The sequence below is a fragment of the Flavobacterium cucumis genome (assembly GCF_900148835.1).
Lineage (GTDB): Bacteria > Bacteroidota > Bacteroidia > Flavobacteriales > Flavobacteriaceae > Flavobacterium > Flavobacterium cucumis.
The window spans coordinates 129,166-142,802 of the sequence record NZ_FRYK01000006.1 but is presented as its reverse complement, the minus strand read 5'-3'; the positions used below and the strand labels follow the sequence as shown (position 1 = coordinate 142,802).

The following is a 13,637-nucleotide window of genomic DNA, read 5'->3' as shown; positions in this document are numbered from 1 at the left end:
AAATCCATCTGAAAAATAAATTCTTTAGATGGATTTGAAATAAATTTAACTCCTGTTAAATCTTATTGTAGACTACTGTTGTCTTTTGCTTGCGCATCTCGTGTGTTTTTTTGTACCGTTATGGCTCCAAAAATAGAAAGTAAAAAGGAGAAGGCATAAAATCCTTTTTCACTTGGAAGTAAAGTGGCATTCCATAAACCTACTATTAATAAAATAATTGATAATATAGTGGCAAACCAACAAATTCCGTAATACAAATCGGTTACAGGAATGTTTTCCAAACGGTCTCTGACGCTTTTTTGCAAAGAGACTACTGCAAAGAGACCAAACATTAAAACCGTGAAGTAATACCCTTTTTCATTTAACAGCATTTCCGCTCTGAAAAGACCGATTAAGTAGCCAATCATTCCAGTTCCCAAGGCAATCCAAGATGCAGCAATAAATGCTCCTGATGGTTTTTGATACATAATTTTCAATTTATAGTTGATGTAATTTTATTTTTTGGAATCGTTTACCATGCGTTTTAAAATGGCCCATTGTCGCAAGGCGTCTTTTGCATCAATCGCTGGATAACCTAAAACCGTTTTTCCAGCTGCTACATCACCCGTTACCCCAGAGCCTGCTCCAATTATAGCGCCGTCTCCTATGGTAGTGTGGTCTTTGATAGAAGCGCTTCCACCAATAATTACACCGTTTCCAAGTGTAACCGAACCCGCTAATCCACTGTTGCCAGCCATGATGCAAAACATGCCCAATTTAGAATTGTGCCCGATTTGAACCAAATTATCAATCTTACAACCATTTCCTAAAACGGTTGAACTAAATTTACCTCGATCGATACAGGTATTAGCTCCAATTTCTACATTGTTCCCAATGATTACATTCCCAATTTGTGGTATCTTTACCAATCCTTTTTCAGGATCAGGACGAAAGCCAAAACCATCTGCACCAATGGTCGCATTTGGATGAATGATGCAATCATTTCCAATATGACAACGTTCTCTGACTACTGTACCAGACCAAACCGTAGTGTTTTTACCAATAGTACACTCGTCTAAAACAGTTACATTGGGATATAATATGGTATTGTCTCCAATCGTTACGTTTGGACCCACGTAACAATTTGCCCCAATTTTTACATCGTTACCTATTTGAGCGGTTGGATCAATGGTTGCAGTTGGATGAATGTTAGTGTTGAAAACAGGTGGAGGAGGAGCGAAGAGGGCTAATACTTGCGACATCGCTAAATCAGCATTCCTAACTTTAATAAAGGCTCTATTTGCTCCAGGTTCGATAGAAATATCTTCGTTAACAACAGCGACACAAGCTTTTGAAGTTGCCCATAATTTCTCATATTTTTTATTTCCAATGAATGATATTTCACTTTCATTAGCCACTTCTAATTGTTCGGGAGCCGTAATTTTTGTTGTTATAGCGCCCACAATAGTTCCGTGGAGCACCTCATTGATTTCTTCGATTGTAAATTGTTTCATTTATAAGTTTTATTGGTAAATTTTGACTAAAATATAAAAAGATTTTAGTTTTTTTAAATATTGTATAAAAAAATCCGAATTTCTATAGTTGAAATTCGGATTTTAAGGAATTGTAATTTCAAATTTTTATTCTTCCTTTTGCCCCATCATCATCAGATAGGCTTTTAAGAAATTATCGATATCACCATTCATAATGCCTTCCACATCACTAGATTCATATCCTGATCGAACATCTTTAACGAGCTTGTAGGGATGCATCACATAGTTACGAATTTGCGAACCCCATTCGATTTTCATTTTACCTGCTTCAATGTCAGCTCTTTGTGCCAATCGCTTGTTTAATTCGATTTCATACAACTGCGATTTCAACATTTGCATCGCTCGTTGGCGGTTGTCTTGTTGTGAACGTGTTTCGGAACACTGAATTTGAATTCCGGTTGGCTTGTGAAACAATTGTACTTTGGTTTCTACCTTGTTGACATTTTGTCCACCAGCACCACTCGAACGCGAAGTAATGATTTCGATATCCGCTGGATTGATTTCTACTTCAATAGAATCGTCTACTAAAGGATACACATAAACCGAAGCAAAAGAAGTATGACGTTTCGCATTACTATCAAAAGGAGAAATTCGGACCAAACGGTGTACTCCATTTTCACCTTTTAAATATCCAAAAGCAAATTCGCCTTCAAATTCTAAGGTTACGGTTTTAATCCCAGCAACATCGCCTTCTTGAAAGTTCAGCTCTTTGATTTTATACCCTTGTTTTTCACCCCACATTAAATACATTCGCATCAACATGGAAGCCCAATCACAACTTTCAGTTCCACCAGCACCAGCAGTAATCTGTAAAACGGCACTCATGCTATCGCCTTCATCGGAAAGCATGTTTCGAAACTCTAAATCTTCAATGTGATTTAAAGTTTGTTGGTAGTGATGCACCACTTCTTCTTCGGTTACATCCCCTTCTTTGAAGAAGTCCATCATAATCTGAAGTTCTTCCGCCAGTTCAACTCCTTTATCATAATCTGCTACCCATTTCTTTTTCGAACGTAGGTTTCGGATAATAATTTCGGCTTCTTTGGCGTTATTCCAAAAGTCGGGCGCGAAGGTTTTTTCTTCTTCGTTTGTTATTTCAATCGTTTTGGCATCAATGTCAAAGATACCTCCTTAACGCACCAAGGCGATCAATAATATCTCTGACTTGTTCTGTATTTATCATAAATATTGTAGTTTTACAGAACAAAAATAGCTATTCTTTTTTATTATATGGAAATTAATTTAGTAAGTGATACCGTAACCAAGCCTTCTGTAGAAATGTTAAACGTTATGTTTAATGCTAAAGTTGGCGATGATGTTTATAAACAAGACCCAACAGTCAATGAGTTAGAAGAAACTTTGGCGGATTTATTTGGCATGGAAGCTGCCTTATTTTTTCCTTCGGGAACAATGGCAAATCAGACGGCTATTAAGTTGCACACACAGCCTGGCGAACAAGTAATTTGTGATAAATACTCGCATATTTATCATTATGAAGCAGGAGGAGCGTCTTTTAATAGTGGTGTTTCTTGCTGTTTAGTTGACGGAGACCGCGGTATGATTACGGCAGATTTGGTTAAAAATGGGATCAATGACCCTGAATTTTATCACGCACCTTTAACTTCGTTAGTGAGTATTGAAAATACTACTAATAAAGGGGGAGGGGCTTGTTACGATTTACAGCCTTTGAAAGAAATCAAACAAGTTTGTTTGGAACATAATTTAAAATACCATTTGGATGGGGCACGCTTGTGGAATGCTTTAGTTGCCAAAAAGCAGCATCCAAAACAGTTTGGCGAATTGTTTGACACAATTTCAGTTTGTTTATCAAAAGGACTAGGTGCTCCTGTCGGTTCGGTTTTGTTAGGGAGCAAGCAAGATATGCATCGTGCATTGCGCATTAGAAAGATTTTTGGAGGCAATCTCCGCCAATCGGGATATTTAGCAGCAGCAGGCTTATTTGCATTGCAAAATAACATCAGCCGTTTAGAAATTGATCACAGAAGAGCAAAAGAGTTGGGTACTTTATTAGAAAAAATGCCTTGGGTTGCCAATGTAGCACCAGTGGAAACCAATATCTTAATATTTGGTTTGCAACCTTTCGTAGATGAAAAAGCCTTTATGGAAAAATTGAAACAAAAAGGTATTGCTATTAGTTCAATGGGACATGGAAAACTAAGAATTGTTACTCATTTAGATTACAAAGAAGTAATGCACGAATATGTTATGGAGGTTTTTTCCAAGCTAGAGTTTTAAGTTTTTCCTTTAAATAAGTCACGTTTTTAAAGAGATTTAGTTGTTTTTAACCACTAAATCCAGTAAGGATTTATACCCGGAACACCAAGATTTTTCCAATTACTAAAATTTTAAAAATCCGTGTTCCAAAAATCCGTACCCAACCACCTTCGCTTTAGCGAACTATTTTCCACAAAGAAAAACCCGTAATTAGCAGCGCTTCGCCCATGCGAATCTGTTTCATCCGCGTACCAAAATTTCAAAGATTTTCCCAATTAATTAAATTTCTAAAATCTGTGTTCCAAAATCCGTACCCATCCACCTTCGCTTTAGCGAACTATTTTCCACAAAGAAAAACCCGTAATTAGCAGTGTTTCACTAATGCGAATCTGTTTCATCCGCGTCCCAAAACTTCAAAGATCTTTCCAGTAAATTAAATTTCTAAAATCTGTGTTCCAAAAATCCGTACCCATCCACCTTCGCTTTAGCGAACTATTTTCCACAAAGAAAAATCCGTAATTAGCAGCGCTTCGCCTGTGCGAATCTGTTTCATCCGCGTACCAAAATTTCAAAGATTTTCCCAATTAATTAAATTTCTAAAATCTGTGTTCCAAAAAACCTGAAACCTGAAACTTGAAACAAAAAATCACTTAACCACAAAGCGCACCAAGATTTCTTTAATTAAATTTCTAAAATCTGTGTTCCAAAAAAACACAACTATTCAAAGCAATAAAACCTAACGTTCTATTGCTTTAAAAAAGTAATCAACCCATCAAAATACGTTTTTTGATCGTCGTAAAACGCCATATGACTTCCTTTTGAACAAAACAAATACGAACCTTTAGGTAAGATTTTTGAAATTGCTTCCATGTGGTTTGGATCCATAGTATCATATTTAGCCCCAATGACAAGAGTCGGGATTTTTATATTTTTTAAATCTGTTTTACGATCCCAATTTTCTAATTTTCCTGAAATTCCAAATTCACTTGGTCCTTGCATCGTAACATACAACGATTGATTCATTTTCGCAAAAGAACGATTTACCGGCTCTGGCCAGTCTTTTGAAGGGAAACGCAAAATGTGTTTTTCATAGAAATTAGGGAGGAGTAACTCCATATATCTAGGATTAGAAAAGTCTTTATTTGCCTCTAATTTCATGATTTCATCCAATACTTTCGGATCCATTTGTTTTGCCAAAACTTCATTAGCATATGTATCGTATTCGGGGCAGCTAGCCATCATGTTTGAAATGATTAATCCTTTCATGTTGTCTTGATATTTCAAACTGTACTCCATTGCTAAAATACCTCCCCACGAATGCCCCAATAAGTAAAAATTGGTATTGTCTAATTGCAAAGCTTTACGCACTTGTTCTACCTCTTCAACATATCTACCCAAATCCCACATTGTAGTATCGTTTGGATTGTCTGCATTTCCACACCCCAATTGATCATAATAAATAAATTCAATACCCTCTGCAGGTAAAAAATTTTCAAAACACTCAAAATACTCATGAGTAGCACCCGGACCTCCATTTAAAAGCAATACTTTTATTTTAGGATTGTTACCAACGCGTTTGGTCCAAACATTAAATGTTCCTTTTGGAGTAGTAATAGGGATTAATTTTACACCACCGGTTTGAATGCTATCAGCCGATTGTGCAAAATAGTCCTGTTGAGGCGTTACAGTTTCTTTTTGGCAACTAGTAAATAATGCTACAATTGCTACAAGCAGTAGGGTTTTTATTTGCTTTTTCATGATTTGTTGTTTTGAAATTAGAAATATTAGAATGCTTTAAAATAAAACACCCTAAAATACGACTAAGGCATTTTAGGGTGTGTTGATTTATTTTCCGTCACGGTCTACTTTGATTCGCTCTGGTCGATTCGCTAATTCCCAAGCTAAACCAAAAGCCAATTGGGCTCTTTTTGCTAATGCGTCATACTCAATTTTGTCTGGCGTATCGCTTGGTAAGTGATAATCGGCATGTACCCCATTGAAAAAGAAAATAGACGGGATACCTTTTTTTGCAAAATTGTAATGATCTGAACGGTAGTAAATTCTCTCAGGATCGTTTCTGTCGTTGTACTTGTAATCCAATTCCAATTGGGTATATTTATTATTTACCTCTTCATTAATGGTGTGCAATTCACTGCTCAATCTATCCGAGCCAATTACATAAATATAATTATTGGTATTCGGGTGTAACGTATCCCGTCTACCTATCATATCAATATTGATATCGGCAATTGTATTTTCTAGAGGGAATAGTGGATTTTCAGAGTAAAATCTTGAACCGTGTAAACCATGCTCTTCACCTGTAACGTGTAAAAATAAAATAGAACGTTTAGGTCCATGTCCTTTTTTCTCCGCTTCTTTAAAAGCTTGTGCAATTTCTAATAACGCAACTGTTCCCGAACCATCATCGTCAGCACCGTTATAAATTTCGCCGTTTTTCATTCCAACGTGATCGTAATGTGCTGAAATTACAAGGATTTCATCTGGTTTTTCCGAACCTTTAATAAAAGCCCAAATGTTTTCGGAATCATTGAGTTTAGGAGCAAATCCTCTTTTCATGAATTCAGAAGGAACTTTTTGATACCAATCGTTAGCACCTGGAGGAAAACTTATCCCCATTTTTTTGTATTCTTCAATAAGATAAAGCCCCGCTTTTTTTTGTCCAGGTTCTCCTGTATTTCTACCCTCCATTTCATCACCTGCAACGATATATAAGTGCTTGCTTAATTCATCAGCTTTAATGGTTGAAAGATAAGTGCCTGCATCTACTGGTTTTTTGGATGCCATTTGTGCTGTTGAGCAACTGCTTAGCAATAGCATCATGGCCATACCTGAAAACAATATTTTTTTCATAAAAAAGTTATTTTTGGTTTTTAAATAGGAAACAAATATAAAAAGTTAGTAGTACAAATGTATTTTTTATTACACATGGGCGCTAATTTTAACAAAAATTGCAATTTGTTTGTACTTTTTTCAAAAAGCTAATCTGTATCTTTGTATACCTCTCAAACTTGAACATGAAATTTACAATCGACAATACTTTTATCGACAACCTTCCAGCAGATAAAGACACAACTACTACTAGAAGACAAGTTTTTGACGCAGCGTATTCTTATGTTACTCCCAGAGTACCTTCGCATGCTAAATTGTTACATGTATCGGATGATATGGCTGACAGACTTGGTATTTCATCAGCAACGCAATCAGCTGCTTTTTTAAACTTGGTTTCGGGTAAAGAAGTTTTTCCCAATACAACACCTTATGCTATGGCTTATGCGGGACATCAATTTGGAAATTGGGCTGGACAATTGGGAGATGGTAGAGCCATTAATTTATTTGAGATTCTAAAGGATAACCAACGTTGGACGTTACAATTAAAAGGGGCTGGTGAAACACCCTATTCCCGTAATGCGGATGGTTTAGCTGTTTTACGTTCTTCAATACGTGAACATTTGTGTAGTGAGGCAATGTATCATTTAGGAGTACCCACAACTCGTTCTTTAGCATTGGTAGGTACGGGTGATAAAGTTTTACGGGATGTACTGTATAATGGAAATCCAGCGTATGAAGATGGGGCAGTAGTTTGTAGAGTAGCCCCAACATTTATTCGATTTGGAAATTTTCAATTGTTTGCAGCACGAAAAGACAGTAAAAATCTCAAGGCTTTGGCCGACTACACGATTCACTATTTTTATCCTGAAATTACGACAACGGGGAAAGAAAAATATTTGCAGTTTTATCAAGAAGTAGTGAATCGAACAGTGGAAATGGTTTTGCATTGGCAACGCGTAGGATTCGTACATGGAGTGATGAATACCGATAATATGTCAATTTTAGGTTTGACAATTGATTATGGCCCTTATGGTTGGTTAGAGGATTATGACCCAGATTGGACACCTAACACAACTGATGCAGAAGGAAGACGATACCGCTTTAGAAATCAGCCAGACATCGCACTCTGGAATTTAGTGCAATTAGGAAATGCGCTGTATCCATTAATTGAAGACCTGACTTCAATGGAATTGGTTTTGAATAGCTACAGTGCCAATTTTGATATAGCTTTTCCAAAGATGATGCAAGAAAAGCTTGGTTTGACATCAACTTATGATGAACATTTTCAAAACGAATTGATTGCGTTATTGGCCATTTCTGAAACGGATATGACCATTTTTTATCGCAATCTGTCTCAAGTTTCAAAAACGGATTCTTCAGAAGAAGCTTTTGATAAAATAACAACAGCTTTTTATCATCCCGATAAAATAACAACAGCTTTAAAGACTCGTTGGTTGGCTTGGATGATATTGTATTTGGAAAAAATTGCAGCAGAAACACGAACAGACGACGAACGAAAAACAGCTATGAATAAAGTCAACCCCAAATATGTGTTGCGTAATTACATGGCACAAATGGCAATTGAAGCTGCTGAGAAAGGAGTGTATGCTCTTATTGATGATTTGTATCGTTTACTTAAAAATCCATATGACGAACAACCTCAGAATGAAAAGTGGTTTGCCAAAAGACCAGATTGGGCAAGGAATAAAATAGGTTGCTCTATGTTATCTTGTAGCTCATAACATATAAAATAAACTTTAAACGTACTTAATTATATACCAATGAAAAACTGGAATTCCATTACCACAGAACAAGATGTTTTTGCCATTCTTGAAAAATCGATGGATACAACCCAAATTATTTTTAAGGATAGTGTTACTTGTGGCATTAGTGCTTACGCCAAAGAGCGTTTGATAAACGGAAGTGATCTGTTGACAGCTAAAGCTGATTTTAATTATTTGGATTTGCTTTCCTATAGAAGCGTTTCTAATTTTATTGCAGAGGAGCTAAACGTGATTCATCAATCGCCACAGATTATAGTTTTAAAAAATAAAGAAGTAGTGTATAAAACTTCTCATCACAGTATTCAAGCAGATGAGATTGCCAAACATTTATAAAGTAAAATCTTATACACATAGAAACCGTCTTGTTAGTGACGAGATTGTTTCAATAATACATGGTAAAACCTAATGTTTTGGCTAGCGCTAAGTTTTTCTTATAAATTTCTTCAGTAGCATAAATAGGGTCTCGGGTAGTAAAGTAGTGGTAGAAAAATTCAAAGTCAAAAGTAAAACTACCGATAGTGGTTTTATTAGCATATCCTGATACCCCTTTTGCTCCCGTAATATCGAGAAAATACTGAGCAGTTTCTTCTTCTAAGTTGAGTTGGGTAATATTAGAAAAGTGTAAAATTTTGTCCGTAAGTTTTGCTTCAAAAATTTCGGCGATTTCCTCAAAACTATATTTGAAATTATCAATTAGTAAATCATTGTGGTCGCCTTCAGTTAGAATATAAATAATCTTATAGTCGCTAAAATTTTTATCTTCATAAATTAAATTATTCAAGCTTTCTTCAAACGATTCAAAACTATTGTCAAAGGTTTTATAAACCGTTGTAATACCATATTTCATTGTGAACTTCTCTAATAGTGGAAGCACACTTTTAGGGGTAACTTTTGAAGAATAGACTTCATTTTGCAAACAAAATAGCTTAAACGAGTTCATTTTTTAATTGAGAAGCAAGGGGACTAACTTTTAGAAAACTCTTTTTAATTCTTCTTTTAGAAAGTTGATTGCAATAGTACTCGGCGCTTCGGTTTCTGTCATTTCTAACATTACAGCTTCTCTTAATTTATCGGCATTAGTTAGGTCTTCTCTAGCTGCATTTTTACGAATAATTTGTACCGTACTATTTTTAGCTTTTAAAACGATGTCCCAAGTTTCCGAAGTCAAATAAATTTGTTGGGTCAAATTGTGTTCGTATTCCGTTTGGATATGATGAATTAATAAAGTAGCATAATCATCTTTCGTTGGACTGATTGGAGCCACGCGAAGTAAAAGTTGTGCAGGATTAATGCGTTCTAAGAATAAAACCATTCGTTCATACGCTTGTAAACGAATTGGTAAGGCTTGTTTTTGATTTTCTCGCAGCAATTCAAATTTGCGTTTGCTTTCTTCGCTGTTGTAAAATTTTTGCATCATAACAAAAGCAACACCACCCGTAATTAAAGCTGGTAGGGTGTAAGCAGCAATTTCTAATAACTTATCTTCGATAATCATTTTTGTAGTTTTAAATGTGTCGCAAATTAAGATTAAAATAATTAAAATTCAAATAGGTTTAGGAACACAGGTTTGAGAAATTAAAGAAATGGATAAAATCAAATCTTAAATTCAAAAATGAGTTGCTCAATTTCTCTATGTTTTCTAAGTTAAGTAAAACGCCTAAAATCAACACAAAACAAATCTTTTGTGTCTGTATGTTTAAAAATTTCTTTCACTTTAAGCACAAAATAAAACTTGTATAAACACTTACCAAAGTGTATTTTTGTAAATTAGATAAAAGTTATTGCACATTATGAATGAAATGCAGCGTTATATAAGCCAATTGAACGAAGCACAACAAGCTCCCGTACTCCAAAAAGATGGCCCCATGATAGTGATTGCGGGAGCAGGATCTGGAAAAACTAGAGTATTGACGGTTCGTATCGCTAATTTGATGAGTCAAGGAGTAGATGCATTTAATATTTTAGCCTTAACTTTTACCAATAAAGCCGCACGTGAGATGAAAAAACGTATTGCGGATATTGTGGGGAATAACGAAGCAAAAAACCTTTGGATGGGGACATTCCACTCCGTTTTTGCAAAAATTTTGCGAAGTGAGGCCGATAAATTAGGTTATCCCTCTAATTTTACAATTTATGATACGCAAGATTCGGTTCGTTTAATCGGTTCGATTATTAAAGAAATGCAATTGGATAAGGATATCTACAAACCCAAGCAAATTTTAGGGAGAATTTCATCTTACAAAAACTCACTTATCACAGTAAAAGCTTATTTTAATAATCCTGAATTGCAGGAGGCTGATGCGATGAGCAAGAAACCACGTATGGGGGAAATTTACCAACAATATGTAGAGCGTTGTTTTAAATCTGGAGCTATGGATTTTGATGATTTATTGTTGAAAACCAATGAGTTATTAAATCGTTTCCCTGATGTCTTGGCGAAATATCAAGATCGATTCAGATACATTCTAGTAGATGAGTACCAAGATACCAACCATTCCCAATATTTAATTGTTCGTGCCTTGTCGGATAGATTCCAAAATATTTGTGTGGTAGGAGATGATGCACAAAGTATTTATGCGTTTCGTGGGGCTAACATCAACAATATTTTAAATTTTCAGAAAGATTACGAAAATGTACGGATGTACCGCTTGGAACAAAATTATCGTTCTTCAAAGAACATCGTTGAGGCAGCCAATAACGTCATTGATAAGAATAAAACAAAGTTAGATAAAATCGTATGGACATCCAATGATGATGGACCAAAGATAAAAGTGCACCGCAGTTTAACCGATGGGGAAGAAGGACGCTTTGTGGCGGCAACCATTTTCGAACAAAAAATGCAAAACCAAATGTTAAACGGCCAATTTGCGATTTTGTATCGTACCAATGCACAATCTCGTGCGATGGAAGATGCCTTGCGCAAACGCGATATTCCATATCGAATTTATGGGGGATTATCGTTTTATCAGCGTAAGGAAATAAAAGATGTTTTGGCCTATTTGCGTTTGGTGATTAACCCTAAAGATGAAGAAGCCTTAGTTCGTGTGATTAATTATCCTGCTAGAGGAATTGGAGATACCACGGTTGAGAAATTAACGGTTGCTGCCAATCATTATAAGCGTTCTATTTTTGAAGTAATGGAGCATATTGATAAAATTGATTTGAAATTGAATTCGGGTACCAAAACTAAGATTCAAGATTTTGTTACCATGATTAAGAGTTTTCAAGTAATCAATGAAAATCAAGATGCCTTTTTCTTGACCGAGCACGTTACAAAGAAAACAGGATTGGTCCAAGAACTAAAAAAAGACGGTACTCCAGAAGGTATTGCTAAAATTGAGAATATAGAAGAATTATTAAACGGTATTAAAGACTTCACGGAAGGTCAAAAAGAAATTGATGGTGCCAGAGGAGCATTAGCCGAATTTTTAGAAGATGTTGCCTTAGCAACCGATTTAGATAAAGACACAGGCGACGACGATAGAGTAGCACTTATGACGATTCACTTGGCAAAAGGATTAGAGTTCCCTCATGTATTCATTGTGGGATTGGAAGAGGATTTGTTCCCAAGTGCTATGAGTTTAAATACAAGAAGTGAACTAGAGGAAGAGCGTCGTTTGTTCTATGTAGCTTTAACACGTGCCGAACACCAAGCGTATTTAACATATGCGCAATCGCGTTACCGTTGGGGAAAATTAGTGGATAGTGAACCATCCCGTTTTATTGAAGAAATCAACGACCAATATTTAGAATATTTGAATCCAGTAGATTCGGGTTATCGTTACAAACCGGTTATGGATATTGATGTTTTTGGTGATATTGATAAATCGAAATTACGCTTGGCTAAACCTACAGCAGGAACACCACCTAAGTATTTAACGCAAGACCAACCTAGCCCAACCGCAAATATTAGACGTTTAAAACCGGTTTCTAGTAATTCAGGAAATTCAAATGCAGTCGATGCAAATTTAACTGTTGGAAATATTGTAATGCACGAACGCTTTGGAAAAGGGCAAATTGTAAATATAGAAGGAGTAGGAGCCGACAAGAAAGCCGAAATCCGCTTTGATGTGGGGGGATTAAAGAAATTGTTGTTGCGATTTGCGAAGTTGGAGGTGATTGGGTGAAAAGTTACGAGTTTAGAGTTTTTGGAACACAGATTTTATAAATTTTAGTGATTGAAATAATCTTGGTGTGCTTGTTGTTATCTTGGTGTACTTAGTGGTTAAGTTATTTTTTGTTTCAGGTTTTAAAGAAAAATTATGAATTATAACTACAATTTGATCCTTAGCTTTTATGTTTTATAGCAATTTTTTCACTAGATAGGAATGATTTTTGTCGGTTTAAGAAGAAACAAGAAAAGAAAACATTAAATAATTATTATAAAAGGGTTCGTCCTGTTAAAAATTTTGGTTTAAAAATTATGTTGTTTTTGATGGAATTAATTTTTTTATCTAAAGCATTTATTTGATGAGATGAATAAAGTAAGAGTAATTTAAATAATCAAGTAACTTGAAACTTGAAACAAAAATAACTTGAAACAAAAATACGATGTCAGAATTCATAAAAATATACGAAGACAAACCAAGCGAAGCGGCTATTAAAAAAGTGGTTGAGGTATTGCGAAATGGTGGCTTAGTAATTTATCCAACGGATACCGTTTATGGTTTAGGTTGCGATATTACCAATTCTCGTGCCTTGGAGAAAATTGCTAAAATAAAAGGAATCAAGTTAGAAAAAGCCAATTTTTCCTTTGTTTGTTCCGATTTAAGTAATCTATCCGATTATGTAAAGCAAATTGATACAGCAACTTTTAAAGTTTTGAAGCGTGCTTTACCGGGTCCCTATACCTTCATTTTACCAGGAAACAACGATTTACCAAAAGAATTCAGAAAGAAAAAAACAGTAGGAATTCGTGTTCCAGATAACAATATAGCACGTGAAATCGTAAAATTACTTGGAAATCCTATTGTGTCAACATCTATTCATGATGAAGATGAGGTGATTGAATATTCAACTGATCCCGAATTAATCTTCGAAAAATGGCAAAATAAAGTCGATCTAGTTATTGATGGGGGGTATGGTGATAATGTGGCTTCAACTATAATAGATTTAACAGGTTATGAGCCAGAGGTCATTCGAGAAGGAAAAGGGAGTTTGGATGTTTTATAAAGAATTCTTGTTGTGTCTTTATTCTTTGTCCTAAATTATATTAAAAAAGTGTAAGTGGGAAACA

12 protein-coding genes are annotated in these 13,637 nt (G+C 35.4%); 5 read left to right on the top strand and 7 right to left on the bottom strand.

Features of this window, described 5'->3' with window-relative positions:
* Positions 1-62: 62 nt before the first annotated feature.
* The 3 genes from yiaA to prfB form a co-directional block, all read right to left on the bottom strand.
* A complete protein-coding gene (gene yiaA, locus BUE95_RS12865; RefSeq protein ID WP_073585139.1) occupies positions 63-467 on the bottom strand; it encodes an inner membrane protein YiaA in 405 nt (134 codons plus the stop codon).
* 27 nt (positions 468-494) lie between these two features.
* On the bottom strand, positions 495-1,493 hold the full coding sequence (gene lpxD, locus BUE95_RS12860) for a UDP-3-O-(3-hydroxymyristoyl)glucosamine N-acyltransferase (RefSeq protein WP_073585138.1): 999 nt from the start codon (positions 1,491-1,493) through the stop codon (positions 495-497).
* A gap of 126 nt (positions 1,494-1,619) precedes the next feature.
* Positions 1,620-2,715 (bottom strand): peptide chain release factor 2 gene (prfB, locus tag BUE95_RS12855; protein WP_143165302.1). Its coding sequence is split into 2 segments (ribosomal slippage): positions 1,620-2,651 and positions 2,653-2,715, totalling 1,095 coding nucleotides; the frame shifts between segments, so codons are not numbered across the junction.
* Positions 2,716-2,762: 47 nt separating this feature from the next.
* Between prfB and BUE95_RS12850 the strand changes: the two genes are divergently transcribed.
* Positions 2,763-3,788, top strand: coding sequence for a threonine aldolase family protein (locus BUE95_RS12850; protein WP_073585136.1), 1,026 nt, complete (start codon positions 2,763-2,765; stop codon positions 3,786-3,788).
* Between the two features lie 723 nt (positions 3,789-4,511).
* Here the strand turns inward: BUE95_RS12850 and BUE95_RS12845 are convergent.
* Together BUE95_RS12845 and BUE95_RS12840 are read right to left on the bottom strand one after the other, a co-directional pair.
* Positions 4,512-5,525, bottom strand: coding sequence for a proline iminopeptidase-family hydrolase (locus BUE95_RS12845; RefSeq protein WP_073585135.1), 1,014 nt, complete (start codon positions 5,523-5,525; stop codon positions 4,512-4,514).
* A gap of 87 nt (positions 5,526-5,612) precedes the next feature.
* Entirely contained in the window at positions 5,613-6,638 is a 1,026-nt protein-coding gene (locus tag BUE95_RS12840) for a M28 family metallopeptidase (protein ID WP_073585134.1), read from the bottom strand.
* A gap of 164 nt (positions 6,639-6,802) precedes the next feature.
* Here BUE95_RS12840 and BUE95_RS12835 point away from each other — a divergent pair, with 164 nt between their 5' ends.
* Both BUE95_RS12835 and ytxJ read left to right on the top strand, forming a co-directional pair.
* Positions 6,803-8,359, top strand: coding sequence for a protein adenylyltransferase SelO (locus BUE95_RS12835; RefSeq protein WP_073585133.1), 1,557 nt, complete (start codon positions 6,803-6,805; stop codon positions 8,357-8,359).
* A gap of 39 nt (positions 8,360-8,398) precedes the next feature.
* Positions 8,399-8,734, top strand: coding sequence for a bacillithiol system redox-active protein YtxJ (gene ytxJ / locus BUE95_RS12830; RefSeq protein ID WP_073585132.1), 336 nt, complete (start codon positions 8,399-8,401; stop codon positions 8,732-8,734).
* 49 nt (positions 8,735-8,783) lie between these two features.
* Here the strand turns inward: ytxJ and BUE95_RS12825 are convergent, their stop codons facing one another.
* Positions 8,784-9,341, bottom strand: a complete 558-nt coding sequence (locus tag BUE95_RS12825) for a DUF6642 family protein (protein ID WP_073585131.1) — start codon at positions 9,339-9,341, stop codon at positions 8,784-8,786.
* A gap of 30 nt (positions 9,342-9,371) precedes the next feature.
* Positions 9,372-9,896 carry a DUF7935 family protein gene (locus BUE95_RS12820; RefSeq protein ID WP_073585130.1) on the bottom strand — a complete coding sequence of 175 codons (525 nt, stop codon included), beginning with the start codon at positions 9,894-9,896 and terminating at the stop codon, positions 9,372-9,374.
* Between the two features lie 304 nt (positions 9,897-10,200).
* Here BUE95_RS12820 and BUE95_RS12815 point away from each other — a divergent pair, with 304 nt between their 5' ends.
* Together BUE95_RS12815 and BUE95_RS12810 are read left to right on the top strand one after the other, a co-directional pair.
* Positions 10,201-12,528 (top strand): ATP-dependent helicase, encoded by a 2,328-nt coding sequence (locus tag BUE95_RS12815; RefSeq protein WP_073585199.1) that lies wholly within the window; start codon positions 10,201-10,203, stop codon positions 12,526-12,528.
* 424 nt (positions 12,529-12,952) lie between these two features.
* Positions 12,953-13,573, top strand: a complete 621-nt coding sequence (locus BUE95_RS12810; protein WP_073585129.1) for an L-threonylcarbamoyladenylate synthase — start codon at positions 12,953-12,955, stop codon at positions 13,571-13,573.
* Positions 13,574-13,637 lie beyond the last annotated feature (64 nt).